At 48.3% G+C, this 15256-nt stretch carries 11 protein-coding genes; 5 read left to right on the forward strand and 6 right to left on the reverse strand.

Translation table 11 applies throughout. The features are described 5' to 3' along the window. Positions 1 to 2 precede the first annotated feature (2 nt). Both U2F10_RS14965 and U2F10_RS14970 read left to right on the forward strand, forming a co-directional pair. On the forward strand, positions 3 to 1406 hold the full coding sequence (locus U2F10_RS14965; protein ID WP_499872560.1) for a sensor histidine kinase: 1404 nt from the start codon (positions 3 to 5) through the stop codon (positions 1404 to 1406). A 58-nt stretch (positions 1407 to 1464) separates the two neighbouring features. After that, positions 1465 to 2877 carry a tetratricopeptide repeat protein gene (locus U2F10_RS14970; protein ID WP_499872562.1) on the forward strand — a complete coding sequence of 471 codons (1413 nt, stop codon included), beginning with the start codon at positions 1465 to 1467 and terminating at the stop codon, positions 2875 to 2877. 299 nt (positions 2878 to 3176) lie between these two features. Here U2F10_RS14970 and rbp read toward each other — a convergent pair whose 3' ends face one another. After that, the gene (rbp, locus tag U2F10_RS14975; RefSeq protein ID WP_163664623.1) at positions 3177 to 3470 is read right to left on the reverse strand and encodes an RNA-binding regulator; all 294 of its coding nucleotides are present in this window, start codon (positions 3468 to 3470) and stop codon (positions 3177 to 3179) included. A 518-nt stretch (positions 3471 to 3988) separates the two neighbouring features. On the opposite strand from rbp, the gene U2F10_RS14980 reads away from it, so the two are divergent. Together U2F10_RS14980 and U2F10_RS14985 are read left to right on the forward strand one after the other, a co-directional pair. After that, entirely contained in the window at positions 3989 to 4240 is a 252-nt protein-coding gene (locus U2F10_RS14980) for a hypothetical protein (RefSeq protein WP_499872563.1), read from the forward strand. A 277-nt stretch (positions 4241 to 4517) separates the two neighbouring features. After that, a complete protein-coding gene (locus tag U2F10_RS14985) occupies positions 4518 to 5573 on the forward strand; it encodes an MBL fold metallo-hydrolase (RefSeq protein WP_499872565.1) in 1056 nt (351 codons plus the stop codon). Positions 5574 to 5753: 180 nt separating this feature from the next. On the opposite strand, the gene U2F10_RS14990 is transcribed toward U2F10_RS14985, so the two are convergent. Continuing rightward, positions 5754 to 8558 (reverse strand): WD40 domain-containing protein, encoded by a 2805-nt coding sequence (locus tag U2F10_RS14990; RefSeq protein WP_499872567.1) that lies wholly within the window; start codon positions 8556 to 8558, stop codon positions 5754 to 5756. 111 nt (positions 8559 to 8669) lie between these two features. After that, the gene (locus tag U2F10_RS14995; RefSeq protein ID WP_499872568.1) at positions 8670 to 10667 is read right to left on the reverse strand and encodes a C1 family peptidase; all 1998 of its coding nucleotides are present in this window, start codon (positions 10665 to 10667) and stop codon (positions 8670 to 8672) included. Positions 10668 to 11344: 677 nt separating this feature from the next. Here U2F10_RS14995 and U2F10_RS15000 point away from each other — a divergent pair. Then, on the forward strand, positions 11345 to 12577 hold the full coding sequence (locus U2F10_RS15000) for an aminotransferase class V-fold PLP-dependent enzyme (RefSeq protein WP_250564945.1): 1233 nt from the start codon (positions 11345 to 11347) through the stop codon (positions 12575 to 12577). Positions 12578 to 12865: 288 nt separating this feature from the next. Here U2F10_RS15000 and U2F10_RS15005 read toward each other — a convergent pair whose 3' ends face one another. The 3 genes from U2F10_RS15005 to U2F10_RS15015 form a co-directional block, all read right to left on the reverse strand. Then, positions 12866 to 13069 carry a hypothetical protein gene (locus U2F10_RS15005; RefSeq protein WP_348918289.1) on the reverse strand — a complete coding sequence of 68 codons (204 nt, stop codon included), beginning with the start codon at positions 13067 to 13069 and terminating at the stop codon, positions 12866 to 12868. 258 nt (positions 13070 to 13327) lie between these two features. Beyond that, positions 13328 to 14122, reverse strand: a complete 795-nt coding sequence (locus U2F10_RS15010; RefSeq protein WP_499872570.1) for an ADP-ribosylglycohydrolase family protein — start codon at positions 14120 to 14122, stop codon at positions 13328 to 13330. 101 nt (positions 14123 to 14223) lie between these two features. Continuing rightward, complete coding sequence (locus tag U2F10_RS15015) at positions 14224 to 15198, reverse strand: glutathione S-transferase family protein (protein ID WP_163664634.1); 975 nt, start codon at positions 15196 to 15198, stop codon at positions 14224 to 14226. Positions 15199 to 15256: the final 58 nt, after the last annotated feature.

Consider the following 15256-nt stretch of genomic DNA (forward strand, 5'->3'; position numbering starts at 1 on the left):
CGATGCTCTGTGTTGATTCTCTGTTGCAGATGAAACCGTTTCAAACATTGCCTCGGGAGCGGTTGGATTGGATTTGCGATCGCGCCGAACACATCCATCTCTCTGCCGGTGAAGTCCTAGTTAAAGAAGGCGATCGCCCCCGAGGATTCTTTATTCAGCTAAGTGGTCAGACTACCATCAGCCGTAAAAGTAATGGTGTCGATATGCCCCTGGGTCGGAACGTGAGCCCATCCTTTTTTGGAGAGATTCAAGTACTCACAGAAGATCTGGTGCCGGTAACCTTGACAGCAGACACAGATGTCGACCTCTATCGTCTACAGTGTGCCGACTTTTTAGACGTTATCCACAGTTGCCGAGAATTTGAACGCGATATCTTTCGCACCGTTGGCAAACGATTGCGGGGCTTAGAATCATTTATTCAGGGCCGCGAAAAAATGGCCGCATTGGGCACCCTGTCCGCTGGGTTAGCCCATGAACTCAATAACCCAGCAGCAGCTCTTGTGCGAGCACTTAAGGATCTGCAACCTGCCATGCTGGAGTTGCAGCGGATGAACCTGGTATATGGTCAACAGCAAGTCGAGGATGACCATACTGAGGAATGGGAAGCCATTCGCGATCGCGGGTTTGCTGCCATTGCCCATCCCGATAATGACCCCTTAGCCCAGGCTGATCGAGAAGATGCCTTAACGGACTGGCTAGACGATTATGGCGTAGAAGATGCGTGGAAGCTGGTAGAACCCTTAGCAGCTGGTCATGTTGACCCTGCTAAGCTAGAAGACTTAATGGCGCGTTGGCGCGATGACCCAACTGAACTGCGAGATATGGGACTACGCTGGCTAGCCTTATCCTTTGACGTCATGGGGATGATTCAGAACGGTTTAGACGGTGCCGAACGGATTTCTACCCTGGTTCAATCGATGAAGTCCTATTCCTACATGGATCGGGCGGCCCAGCAACAGATTAATGTCCATGACGGCATTGAAGATACCCTACGGTTGTTTGCCTTTAAACTGAAACACGGCATTACAGTGGAGCGCAAATATGATCAGACGCTTCCCGAGATTACGGCCTTTGGTAGTGAGCTAAACCAGGTATGGACTAACCTGATCGACAATGCCATTGATGCTCTCTGTGAGAGCGACTCAGGAGCACCGCCAAAGATAACGATTCGAACCTGTGAGAAAAATAACTGCCTTAGAGTAGAAGTCGAGGATAATGGTCCGGGGATTCCAGAAGAGATTAAAAACCGATTAACGGAACCATTTTTTACCACCAAACCCATGGGCAAAGGTTCTGGTCTGGGATTAGATGTGGTCCGTAGGATTGTTGAAAATCGCCATGAAGGTAGCCTGATGATTGAGTCTATGCCAGGATGTACCTGTTTTATTGTGCTGCTCCCACTTTAAGGGAACTGTATATCTGTAGGAACATCAATTATTCCGATACTGTAGACGGAATCTAGGCATGGCCCAGATACTACCCAAATCATTACCCAGCCATACTCCTCCTGTGCAAATGGCATTGCAAGCCTATGTTCAGGAGCTAGCGCGATTGGCGAAAAACTCTGACACTATAACTAAGCAGCAAGTTTTGCGATTACTGTTGATCCGAGATGCCCTTGAGAGCAAACTCCAGGCAACTAGCTCTATTATTCAGCAGGCAAATATGCTAGCTCGTCTCAGTGATTTGGATAATCAGCTCCAGCTTCTAGCTCCAGCTTTGCTTAAAGATGGCAAACTGGCTGACTGTCGTCGTAGTCGACAACCTGATGAAACTGCTTGGTGGTGGTGGTTAGAGCCCTATGTATCCGAAGAAAAGCGTCATAGATTAGATCGCTTTGACTGGCTGTGGAATTTTTTGAGTGCCAGTTGTTTGGTGATTTCAGCGTCATTCTTAACCATTACAGCACAGGCATTTTCGGTTGTCGGTGGGTTTGATTTGATCCAGGCCTTGAGTACGTTGTCCCAAGCGACAGGGCTGGTGGTAATTGCCAGTGGTACCTTAACCCACCGTGGTCGCAGGTTAGTCAAAAACACTCTCAAAAAAATTAATATTCCCACCTATTTTCACTCGGAAGCAACGCTGGTGGTTTCTATTTTGTTATTGTTGGCGTCCTATGGGGTGTATAACTCTCTGCCTCAGTTTTCTAATTACTATTATCACCAGGGGCTTAGGGCTCAACATGCTGGTAATCTCTATGTGGCAGTTGAGTACTATAAAGAGGCCATTGCATTTAATCCAGATGCTACAGAGCCCCATAATCACCTGGCAGAAGTGTATCAGAATTTAGAGAAATTTCAAGAAGCCCAAGCCGAATATCAGGATGGTTTGCTGAAAGGAGATCTGGTTGCCCTTAATGGCATGGGTACTTTGAGTTTAGCTGCCGCTGAAAACGAGCAATCTACTGAGTTTGGAGAACTTAGTGGTTTATTGGATGCAGAAGTTCTGTTTCGTATCGGGTTAAATCAGTTGGAGGATATGGACGAGCTAGATGACAGAAAGCTGTTTCTAAAGGCATCAATGCATCGAAACTTAGGCATTACCCTTATGAAACGAGGGAAATCTGAGGATGTTTCTGACGTAGAACAGCAGGCATTACTTACAGAAGCTCATCAGCACTTTCAAGCATCAATCAATATTGAGAAAATGGTCGTGAATGAAGGCACGTATCCAGGTCAGGGGGTGGCTTATTGCTATATTGCTACCCTGGATGAACAAAATGAGCGTTTGAGTAGTGCTGCGGATAACTGGCAGAACTGTCAACAGAATGCCTATCCCGCATCGTTGGAGCAGTACGAAGATATTTTACGACTAGGCACTGGGGCTATTGGTTTGCAGTTGAACACGAAGCACATTCTTGAATCTAATTTAAATTAGGCTTGCATAAAATGGGAGACTTGAGGTGGGGGTGAAAGGTGTAGACCATTTTTCTACCGTTGCCCCTGACAGTTGACGTAACTGTGGTTTATCTGCGACCAAGGTAAAAGCAATGTGAGCCATGGCCCTGGCTGCAAAGTCTAATCAGTTGAATGAGACGATATTGAGCGAGTTGGACCATTATGTGGCCTTAGGCCGACACCCCTGTGGTCTAAAGTGAGCCAATAAAAAGCGAGTGATTCATAGAACCACCCGCGAATAACACTAACAAAATCTCGATTTAGTTAGCAGTTAAAAGTCTAGAAAGAGTTGCGACGATAGCCACCACCACCACCACTACCTGCAGATGCAGTACGAGGCTTGGCTTCGTTGACTCTCATCACACGACCCATCCACTCAGCACCATCTAGTGCTTCGATGGCTTTGGCTTCATCTTCTTTAGCCGCCATTTCTACAAACGCAAAGCCGCGAGGACGACCCGATTCACGATCCATGGGTAAACTGACTCGGTTTACACGACCGTATTCATTGAAAACGTCTTCGATATCTTCACGAGTGACATCGTAGGACAAATTGCCCACATAAATAGACATAAGGAAATCCCCTTAATTGAAAAACATGTAGCGAGTTAAACGGAGATATTCCTGTTACTGAAATTGAGACTGCAACAAAACTGATTTCTCTGCCGAAAACTTACCGTACACTATCGTAGCATTTGACTTTAGGATTTGGGAACCCTATGGTGATAGCTTTTTTAGTTAATAGGGTGGAGTTTTAGCTTATTACTTTACTATTTCCGAAATTTAGACCTTTATTGGATTGGCGTAGTGGTGTGTTGCATCTACTAGATCAAGTCAATTCATAGCTCTAAACACACCTAATTCTTGGGCTTCCGTATATTTGCGATTACACGCTGAATCAGGCGTTATACATAGCTATTATTCTATAGGTCAAAAAAAATACGAAAAACTGCATAATTAATCTGGAGTATGAAAAAATCATGGATGTACGAGCGTCTTGATTCGATATCTATTCGTTCCATAGCGATACGGTTTGAGACTGTGTTAAGCCAATTTTGCCAGGTGAGTGAACTCCTGGAGATATGTTTTAGATGACTATCTCTAAGAGTTCAACTTTAGGGTTCGAAAGTTGCTATTACGTCACTTTTAGCTATTACGTCGCTTTTGGCTATTACGTCGCTTTTGGCTATTACGTCGCTTTTGGCTATTACGTCGCTTTTGGCTATTACGTCGCTTTTGGCTATTACGTCGCTTTTGGCTATTACGCTGCCTTTAATGGGTACTTACTCTGGTCCGCTAGCTTGCGAGAACAGAGACTTCCTTTGTCTGCATTGTTGTTCTAAGGGACTGGAAACATCATTGGTGCAAACGTTCTTAATGATTGGAGATCGCTTCGTTGCCGAAACCATAGGATGGCAAGTCATTAATACATCAGGTATCAATCACGTCAGATATCAAACAGTTCTCTGAGGATTCCTCTATTGGTGCTGCAAAGCGCGATAGTCTTAGGTGGATTAAAATAGCCAGGAAACTTGAAAATCGCGCCCAATGAGTTTAGAAAATGGCTGAATTTGCCGCCAAAATAAACTCGCCTCTGGAACCCAATAAATAGGAGCAAATATGAGAGAACAACACTGGTATGGTGCTCTATTAAGAGGACTAACACACTATCTTTCTCGCAGGTTTCGTCGCTGGCAGTTACTGGTGCTAGCGACAGGGATAACCCTTGGCCTGGTGATCTTGGGGCACGACGCGATCGCACAAACTGATCCGGTTGAGACGACACTTGAAACCGGCCCGACCAATGCCGCCGTCTATCACTTCAAAGTGGGTGACCTTAACGCCATGGTGGTAAGTGATGGTACCCTCTCCTTTCCCGCCAGTTTCTTTGTCCCCAATGCCGACCCCAGTGCCGTAACAGCGGTGCTGACAGAACATTTTCTCTCAACAGAAGATGTGTTTGCCCACGTCAATGCCCTGTACATTGAAACTGACGACCATAAAGTGCTGATTGATACGGGTGCAGGCAATGCCTTTGGGCCTACCGCTGGTCATCTGTTGGAAAATCTAGAAGCGGCAGGCATTGCTGCCACAGATATTGACACTGTTATTTTGACCCACGCTCACCCGGACCACATTGGCGGTATTTTAGACACCGATGGTCAGTTACGTTTGCCCAATGCCTGGTTCTACATCTCCCAGGCAGAATCTGAGTTTTGGATGGCGGACACCGTGGAGATGCCTAAGTCGCTATTGGACGAAGAAACACGCACCGGACTCATTGCTGCGGCTAAGGGGAACCTGACGGCAATTCGCGATCGCACCACCCTATTTGCCATGGGCGATGAGGTCATTCCCCATATCCAGGCGATTGATTCTGCCGGGCACACCCCAGGACAAGCGTCATTCCTCATTACCTCTGGTGAAGATAGTCTGCTCTCCACAGGAGATGTGTTCTTTAGCGATCCTCTCAACCTGGAAAACCCGGACTGGGAAGTTGTCTTTGATGATGATCCTGCACAGGGCGTGATGGCCCGTCGTGAGCTACTTGAAACGACGACAGCTGAGCGTCAACTGTTGTTGGTGCCCCATATGCCCTTTCCAGGGTTGGGGCACGTGAGAACCCAGGGGAATGCCTATGGTTGGGAACCTGTTGTCTGGCAGTTTACAGCTTAGCTTACTCCTAAATTTATGGAGATTGGGGTGCAGATCTTCTGTAGAGGTGTGTACCCCATTTCTTGTATTTCCAAGAGGGATTCCAGCAGGGTTGAGCGGCAGGGGTCGCGATTTTGTGGCAGTTATCCATGATCAAGCTGCCTTATACGAAATAATGAATCGCGACCACTCACCATCAGACTACCCGTCGCTACAGATGCCCTGCTGGGCAATTTCACTCTCGGGATGATTGGTGAGATAGTCCTGGAGCCAGTCACAGCCAACTGCCATGGCCCGATTGAGATCTAGAACGCTGAGGTCCCAGCTGATTAGGGCATCGTCATAGCTGGCTGAGATCAAGGAGAGGCCGTCCTGGAAAAACTTCACATCAAGGACAGCGTCTTGGTGGCCTGACCAGGATGCGATCGCATCTCCGGATCGCTGCCAGAGGCGAATGGTTTTGTCAGCACTGGCGGAGGCCAGGAGCTGGCCGTCGGGACTAAACTCCACTCCGTAGACTTCTCCTGCATGGCCCTCCAGGATTTGTAGATTCCCTGAACCCACTGTCCAAAGACCCACCTTGTTGTCACTGGCGGCAAAGGCCAGCAAATCTCCGGTAGGGCTATAGTCAAACTGGTATACGCTGGCGGGGTAGTCAATTTGTTCAACCTTCTCGTAGGTCTGCGTATTCCAGATCTGGAGGCCGCCTTCTCCGGCGACGGTCATATGCTGGCCGTCGGGACTGAAACCCACATTAAAGACCGAGTCGCCATAGGCCAGAGTGTGTTTGACTGTGCCATCTAGCCCCAGCAGATAAACTGTTCCATCATCTGTGGCGGCGGCAATGGTCTGATTCTCAGTGTCAAAGGCCACACTAACAACCCATTGACCATAGCGGCCCAGGCTGCGGAGGAGCTGACCTTCAGAGTCCCACAGCTCCACTAGGCCAGTGTTTGTGTCATCGTCGCTGCCGCCGCTGACAATATATTGACCGTTGGGGCTGACGCTAGCGTGATAGACAGTGTCGATCTCTCCTTGCAACACATGACTCTTTCCCTCCTGGTTCCAGATCCGGAGGTTGCCATCGGCGCTAGTGGACACCCACTGCCCCGGACCCGGACCAAGGGATACGCTGTAGACATCGCCTTGATGGCCCAAGTATTGCTGGGTCAGCGGTAGATCCAAGGCCCAGAAACGCACAACGCTATCGCGACCGGCGGACAGCAAGCTGCTACTGTCGGGGGTGAAGGCAAAGGTCTGGATCGCTCCCCGGTGCTGCCGTAGAGTTCTTACCAGGGTCTGATCCTGGCTGCGCCATAGCTTGACGGTGCGATCGCGGCTGGCGGTGGCAATCCACCTGCCGTCAGGGCTAAAGGCTACGGCGTTGATTCTGTCGTCGTGGGCTACGAATTTTGTGATCAGAGTCCCATCTTGCTGCCACAGATGGACAGTGCCATCGTCACCAGCGCTAGCCAGGGTTGTGCCATCGGGGCTAAAGGCCACATCCATCACCCAGCTCCCATGACCTGCTAAGAACTTTAAAAACTTACCGTCGGACTGCCACAGCCCCACGGTGCCATCATCACTGGCAGAGGCCAGCAGTTGCCCGTCGGGGCTAAAGGCCATTTTATTTACAATATCCTTGTGCCCCGTCAGTTCTATGCTGGTTTGATTAGTCAAATTCCATAGTCGGACGGTACCGTCGTCACTGGCCGATGCCAGGGCGTTGCCGTCGGGGCTAAAGGCCAGGCCAAGCACAAAATCTTGGTGTCCTTTCAGGGTGTGTAGGGGGTCTCCCTCGGCGGTCCACAAGCGCACCAGGCTGTCTTCCCCGACGGAGGCCATCATTTGCCCGTCAGGGCTATAGCGCACGTAGTTGATCGCTGCACCACCATGGGCGTCGGTCAGGGTCTGGCGCAGCTGCCCCGATGACTCCCAATATTTGATATCTCCATCCCGGCTAGCGGAGACGATCGTGCCATCGGTAGGATGTATTGCAAGGCCGTATATCCAGTCGTCATGACCTTCGAGGCGGTTATATTCCTGGGTTTGATAGAGTGCCGTTACCATAGCGGTCCGCACCGACGCCAACAGATCTGGCTGCTTCAGCCAGTGGGCCTGCTGCTGCCGATGGCCCGCCTGGATGGCCTGATTTAGGCCATCCAGGGGATAGCCTTGAGCCAGGGTGGCGGCAGAGGCGGTGGTGAGGGCCGCAATTTCTCGGGTGACAGCGGTGCGTCGCCTCATCTCCCCGACAGTGGCGAAAAGACCAACCAGCAGCAGTAGGCTGGAAATTACCATCAAGGCCAGACGTTGCTGCCGCAGGGTTTGCTTTTGCTGCTGAGTTTCTGCTTGACGACTGGCAAGCAAATAGTTCCGCTGCTGCTCCGTCAGAGAAGAGCTTTGCTGAGCTGGGGACAGCGCCCACTGCTCGAAGAACGCTAGGTTTTTGCCCCTCAGCAACAGACTGGTATCCTGTTGGTGATGCAACCATTCATCGGTCTTAGTGAGCAGGCGGGTGTGGACACGGACAGCATCGAGATCTTTGCTGAGAGAATCGCACAGGTCGGTAAAAGCGGACTCGAATTGGTCGGGTTCTTTGTCAGGATCTGGAAAAAAGACCCAGTTGACGTCTGCGATCTTATGATTCACTGTCTGAGGCTCAACCGTTTGGTAGAGAATCGGCACTAAACGTTTGTTGTGGGCAATGGCACAGTCCACTTCATTAGTGCATTCTGCTGATGCCACAGAATCAGGGCTCATGATGTACAAAAAATTGTCTGCTGCAACAATCCCCTGACGAATTTCTTCTCGCCATTGAGACAGTAGGGGAATCTCTTCCCAATCTACCCATAGCTTGTAACCGACGGAGCGGAGCCGCTCCACCAGTTGTTGTACAAAGACCTTGTTGCGTCTGGAGTAGGAAACAAAGAGATCGTACTGGCTGCGAGGGCTCTCTTGAACAGTATCAGGTGACGCGTCAGATGACGTAGGTGAAAAATCCATTGGGAACACTGGGTAGATGGTAGTTAGGTGTAATCGTTTGGGAAGCACCAGGCTGGGGCTCTAGTAAACGGGCTCTAGCAAACAGAACGTGGGACACCACTGGCGCAAAGCCTACTTGTCCTTTTTCGTTTTAATCGGTGTCGTTAAACGAGTATCAAGACCGTAGTTGCTCACCTCTACCCACTTGGTGGTCAGCAGCGTCCACCAGTGGGTGGCCAGTCCCTGGAGCACATAATCATAGGACAGCCAGCCATAACCTTGCTTGCCCCAGTCAGTTCCCCAGGAGTTTTGAATCAAAAAGGCCCGGCGATCGTCGTCGTAGCCTATCGCCAAAGCCGCATGGCCCGTCACCTGGCTGTTGTTAGGGTCGTGAATTTGCTGCTTGAGAGCGCTGATTTTCTCTGAATCTATCGGACAGACAATATTACCCCCGTTAGTATATGTTTTGCCGTAGGGCTGATCGTAGGTTTCATTGTGGATAAAGCCAAAGACAGCAGGAAAGCCCGAGGCTAGAATCACTTTAATTTGAGACAGGATGATTTGAGCACATTCCAAGGTCGGCTCATTGGGGGACCCAGGATTCTCTGTTATGGGATCCAATCGGAAATATTTAAGTGCCTGATAACTTTGGGCAAAGGCGTAACAGAAGGGGCTGGGCTCTAGATCAAAATCTGGAGAGCTAGAGGTATAGGGCCAGTAGCGCTCTTGGGGAATCCCAAATAGCTGTAGTGCTTTAAAGGTTTGCCGTAGGGAAGCGCCGATATCGGTAAAGTCGGTCATAAATTCGGCGATTTTTTCATCGTCAATGTACTTCTGCAACTGTGCGGTGGACGTAAACGCGACCTCCATGTCTGCCTTAAGCTGTTGCAAGAGAGCCTGCTGCTTTGCCTCGGAGACAGCCTGGCCGGTCTCGGTTTTGAGGTATCGCCCATATCGTTTCACTGCGTCAGCTCCTAGCTCCCCAGCCCCCAACCGACGAGCAACCTTATATAAAAAGCGAGCGGAGAGATGGCTTGGGGTAAAGGTACCATCTGCTGATGAGCCCTGGGCGTAGCGATTTTGGAAATATTCCACCAGGGATGCAATGGCGCTGCTGGTACAGGCATTCAGGCTCCCTTGGTCCTTGACTGGCGAACACCAGTAGGATAAATCCACGACCCTAGGCAGCTCCAGCAGGATGTCTTCGCCATGGGTAATGCGATTCACCAGATGCCGAGTCAGGGGCAGTTGCAGTTTGATCGTCTTTGACTCCCCAGTAACCGAGTCTGGATCAGTAGTAGGGAGCGGAAACTGACGAATTTTAAGCTTGTCCCCCGATGGTCTAGTGGGTGATATCAAATTTTTGAAGTTGGTGAAGTTGGCTATTAGCTCTGGCTGCTGCATCAGCTCCTTTAGCATTTTTGAATCTGTGAAGTTGGTGAAGTTGGCTATTAGCTCTGGCTGCTGCATCAGCTCCTGTAGTATTGGTGCATTGGAGAGCTTAGCTATCAGCTCCGGTAGCAGGTGAAAAGCATCCTCAATCAGCTTTGAATAGGCTGCTTTTTCCTGTGCTGAAATAGGAGAAAGTTCCTGCAGAGCACCCTCAACCTGTGCCAGCAGCTCATGGTTAAATGCTACGCTTTTTGGCAGATTTGCTAGGCTGCTATCTAAAATCTTGGCGAGGTGCTGGCTGATTTCCGTGTCGATAGGGGGGGCGATGCGATCGCTATTGACCACATCTTTCTGGGCCTGGTAGTCATTCGGTATCACCAACTCAGCATCAAATAACTCTATGTCCGAATCAACATTAGCCAGAATCTGTTTAATGTTGTTTTGAAGATGCTTGATCGATGTGTTCAGCAGCTCATTCGAGCTAGCATCCTTTGTAAACCACTTTTTAAGGGATCTAAAAAATCTCGGGATGAGGTTTTCCTCAGATAGCTCCTGCTGAGTAGCCGCTAAAATTTCTTCATCATTCTGGGTAATTTCCTGCTTGGCCTTTTCCAGGAATCGAATAAACTGTTTGGTCACTTTTACACGGGTTAAAAGCGCCCTCACTTCTTGATTTTCTAGCTGGTAATCCTGGAGACTCTGCCCGTCAGTAATCCAGCCAGTTTTGCGATCGCCCATAGTACTCTTAGCACCCCTAATAGTGTTAGATACGATTGACTTTGCTCAAGTGCGAAAAAATCGTCAAAAAAGTCAGCAGTCAAGCTGCTACTTGGATCAGCCACCAACAGCTTGAGTGACCGTAGGTACCAATCTCTCCTTAAATTTGTAACTTCTTTGTAACTTCCTTGTAACTTCTTCTCCGAAACTACGGACTGATTTTTCGGACATAACTTAGTAAATTATCAAATTATTACCTGATTTCACGATCCGTTATGCTCAATCGCAGCAATTCTCAGTATGAGATCTTGGCATTGAAACTGGCCCCTAAAGCTCGGTTTTCTGAACGAAAAAATAGGCTTTCAGTCCCTGGGTGATTTCAAAACAGCTCTGTCTATTGAGGGATAAAACAGTATTCATTGGTACCGTTCATCTGACAAAGTGGAGTGTGGTGGTTGCTCCATCTGTGGTCCACGCTGTTTTGGTGACTCGACATTGATGGCGACGAGTGGATTAGCCTCGCTATGGGACTATTACTGTTATTGCCTGATTGAGCAGACCATCGCCTAACAAATCTGTTGCCATAGAATAATGTAACGCTCTAGCATTGCCTGCACAAGGATTAGCATCTCCCTGAGCGAGGCGAGATCATTATAAGCTAATGACTACCTACTGTTGCCTGAGATGAGGAGAGAACTTTGACGCAGTTAGATTCACAGTTTATTAGAAGTCAATTTCCTGCCTTTGCAGAACCGTCATTAGACGGATGGGGCTTTTTTGAAAATGCAGGCGGGTCCTATACATGCCGACAGGTAATTTCCCATCTAAACGACTACTATACACAGACCAAAGTTCAACCTTATTACAATTATCCAGCCGCACAAAAAGCTGGTGCGGCAATGGATGAAGCCTACCGTCAACTAGCTGCATACCTCAATGTTAGCGAAGATGACGTTCATTTTGGCCCATCTACTACCCAGAACCTCTATGTTTTGGCCCATGCCTTCCGGGAGATATGGCACGAGGGGGACGAAATCATCCTCTCTAATCAGGATCATGAGGCCAATGCCGGATTTTGGAGACGTCTTGAAAAAACAGGCATTGTGATTAAGGAATGGCGCATTGCCCCTGAGACAGGTAGGTTGAATCCGGATCATCTGGATACCCTGTTGTCCGATAGAACCAGACTGCTGGCATTTCCCCATTGTTCCAACGTCATTGGCCATACGAATCCGGTCGCAGAGATTGTCTCAAAGGTAAAGACTGCGGATATCTGTGTTGTTGTTGACGGGGTAGCCCATGCCCCCCATGGCCTGCCGGACATTAGGGCTCTGGGGGTCGATATTTATCTGTTTTCCCTATACAAGACATGGGGGCCACATCTCGGTCTCATGACTATTAAAAAAGAGATCATGGATAAATTACCCAACCAGGGACATTCCTTTAATGCACATAGTGCTCGGAAAAAGATGTTGCCAGCTGGTCCGGACCATGCCCAGATTGCTGCTGCTGTTGGTGTAGCCCAGTATCTGGATACAGTTTATGAGCATCATTTCTCTGAAGCTGTTAACCATGCAGAAAAGGGACGGCAGCTTAAGAAACTGTTCCAAGAGCATGAGAAAAGCTTGCTAAAACCTCTTCTGGAGTGGCTACGGCAGCGCGACGATATTTCCATTATCGGGCCAGATGATCCAGCGTTGCGCGCGCCCACTGTATCTGTCGTACCCAAAAAGAAATCCATTGATGAGATATGTGCGGTACTAGCAGAAAAGAAACTGATGGTAGGGCAGGGAAATTTTTACAGCATGCGTCCGTTAGCGGAGATGAATATTCCCGTTGATACTGGAGTTTTGCGATTATCGTTTCTCCATTACACAATCGAGGATGAGATTAGCCAATTGATTAACGGGCTTGCCGCTGCTTTGGATTAACACGATAAACCTCTCCATTTGCGCATGGGTTAGTCTAATCCGCCACTATCAATGCCAAAGCACATACCCGGCACATAGGATATGGCATCGGAAGCTAACCACTGGGGCGTTGCGGATGTCGACTTGTATGTAGGTGGCTTCGTCACCCATGGTGCGGCGGGAGAGGTTTGGTCTGGTTTTGGTGTTGGTTAGTTCTTTAAACGAGTGCTCCTGTAGGGGGGGATCTATCGGAACGATTGAATTGGCCTACAGCGCGCGCCCAGGCAAATGCTTGAACAGATATGCTTATTAGCGGTAGCTAAGCATATCTGAAAAAAATATTAATGGTCTGGCAAAAAAATGGTTGATCACTGGGCCAAAGATTGTGGACAAAAGTCTGTTCAGTGGAGTAGAGAGCTCTTTTCCAATATTAAAGGCTTCCTTAAGATCTGCTGGTTTGGTTTCATCGAGACGTTCTCGTTCGATGCCGATGTAGCCACGATTGCTATGGATGCTAGACCAGGCGAATTGCTGTTTTACGGTGAGGGGACGGTTAAAAAAAGCCGCGACTGATCAAAAGCTTGATCAATCGCGTATAAAGGAATGCCGTGGTTTTTTAGCTATAGAAAACCCACACCGTGGCAGGCTCGAAAAATTGCTTGCGCGGTGTGCTGCTGACTTTTTGGAGTGCCGACAAGAAATTTGGAACAGTCGATTATCGGTATCTCTGTTTACTGAGGTTGAACGTTATCAGTGTTCATTACCCAAGGATTAAGCGGCTTGTACTTGTAACACCTCTCTTACAAATTCGGTCTGAAACTCGGTGATTAAATCTTGCTGACCTTCATCCAGTAAATCCCACACTAATGTCTGTAGTGATTTTGGCACCTTTGGATAAAAGGCCTCCGCAATACCACCAGCAATGGCGGCCAGGCTTTTAGCATCACCCCCGAGGGCAATGGCTTTGCGAACAGCATCTTCAAAGTCCTTGGAGTACAGGAATGCAGTAATAGCTGCTTCCACAGTGTCTGTTGCTAAGCAGCTGAACTGATAGCTTTGTTGCAACTCTTGGTAAGGTGTCTTAAAGCTATAACCAAAAATACTGGTTAACAGCTGTGAGATGGTCTCCTTTGGAGCCTTTTCTTTGGCTAGAAAGATAGCAGCAGCAGTTGCTTGGGCACCTTTAATGCCGTCAGGATGGTTGTGACTGACCATGGCAGAGCGCTCAGCTTCTTCCATAACCTCTTTAAGATTGTCAAATGCATAGGCGATGGGGGCCGCTCTCAATGCGCCATCGTTACGACAACTGTAGTAAGGCTTTAGGCCACTTGTCTTAGCCCACTCACTAAAGCTGTTGTTGTACCCTCCCTTTACATCGGGATACCAACTATACCAACGTGTATAGCTTTCTTCGTATTCCCCGCCATAGAGCAAGTAGTCTGCAGTAGCCAGTGTAAAAACTGTGTTTTCTGTCCAGTGGCTATCTGGAGTAATCAGTTCAAAGTCTTGGATTTTGGTGCGTTGATGGGCAGAACCAAACGCATCTCCAAGAATGACTCCGAGCATATCTTAGTTAATTGATTTCCATCGACATTCGCCGCTTCCGCATTCTAACGTATATGTGTTCAAGTGGGATACTGTTACTGATTAAAACCTGAAAATATCCTTTACAACTTGCGTTTGTGAGGCTTCATAAAGTTGATTTCCGGACCTTTGGGAACAATGCTGGTTGGATTAATGGTTTCATGACTTTGGTAATAGTGGCGTTTAATATGTGAGAAATTTACCGTTTGTGCCACACCAGGCATTTGATATAGCTCGCGCACATACCCCCAAAGGTTTGGATAATCCACAATCCGCCGCATGTTGCATTTGAAATGTCCGACATAGACTGGATCAAAGCGCACCAGCGTTGTAAACAATCGCCAGTCAGCTTCGGTAAGCTGATTACCGGTAAGATAGCGCTGATTAGTTAGAATCTCTTCCAGCCAATCAAGGGATTCAAACAGTGGTTTTAAGGCTTCTTCATAGGCTGTCTGGGTAGTGGCAAAGCCGCATTTATACACGCCATTATTGACGGTGTTATAAATACGTTCATTCAAGGTATCAATTTCTTTTCTGAGCGAATCAGGATAGAAATCTCCTGATTTAGCCCCAATTTGATCAAACGCACTGTTAAGCATGCGTATGATGTCTGACGATTCGTTGTTAACAATAGTTTGAGTTTGTTTATCCCATAGGATAGGTACGGTTACCCGCCCAGTATAGTTAGGATCAGCATGGGTATAGATTTCATGTAAAACCTTAGCATTAAATAAAGAATCGGCAATGACGCCTTCTCCTGGTTCAAAGGTCCAACCATTGTTACCCATAAGCCAATGGACAACAGAGATCGATATGATCTCTTCTAGGCCTTTTAAGGTGTGAAAAATTAGGGTGCGGTGTGCCCAAGGGCAGGCGTAAGAGACATAAAGGTGATAGCGTCCAACTTCTGCCTTAAAGCCACCTGCTCCTCTGGGGCCAGGGGCACCATCAGGTGTAATCCAATTGCGGAATTGAGAGGCCTTACGAACAAAGCGTCCGCCGGTACTACTGGTATCGTACCATTGGTCTTGCCATATGCCATTGACTAATAGTCCCATCGCTATACGCTATTCTGGTAAAGTTCACTGTTTGAAATGTTGACAGTACTTTAGCTTC

This window comes from Leptothoe sp. EHU-05/26/07-4, from assembly GCF_043421015.1.
Lineage (GTDB): Bacteria > Cyanobacteriota > Cyanobacteriia > Phormidesmidales > Phormidesmidaceae > Leptothoe > Leptothoe turfae.

Excerpts from the sequence above, each read along its gene's own strand:
- U2F10_RS14965 (WP_499872560.1), top strand. The coding sequence starts at position 3 with ATGCTCTGTGTTGATTCTCTGTTGCAGATGAAACCGTTTCAAACATTG.
- U2F10_RS14970 (WP_499872562.1), top strand. The coding sequence starts at position 1,465 with ATGGCCCAGATACTACCCAAATCATTACCCAGCCATACTCCTCCTGTG.
- rbp (WP_163664623.1), bottom strand. The coding sequence starts at position 3,470 with ATGTCTATTTATGTGGGCAATTTGTCCTACGATGTCACTCGTGAAGAT.
- U2F10_RS14980 (WP_499872563.1), top strand. The coding sequence starts at position 3,989 with ATGACTATCTCTAAGAGTTCAACTTTAGGGTTCGAAAGTTGCTATTAC.
- U2F10_RS14985 (WP_499872565.1), top strand. The coding sequence starts at position 4,518 with ATGAGAGAACAACACTGGTATGGTGCTCTATTAAGAGGACTAACACAC.
- U2F10_RS14990 (WP_499872567.1), bottom strand. The coding sequence starts at position 8,558 with ATGGATTTTTCACCTACGTCATCTGACGCGTCACCTGATACTGTTCAA.
- U2F10_RS14995 (WP_499872568.1), bottom strand. The coding sequence starts at position 10,667 with ATGGGCGATCGCAAAACTGGCTGGATTACTGACGGGCAGAGTCTCCAG.
- U2F10_RS15010 (WP_499872570.1), bottom strand. The coding sequence starts at position 14,122 with ATGCTCGGAGTCATTCTTGGAGATGCGTTTGGTTCTGCCCATCAACGC.
- U2F10_RS15015 (WP_163664634.1), bottom strand. The coding sequence starts at position 15,198 with ATGGGACTATTAGTCAATGGCATATGGCAAGACCAATGGTACGATACC.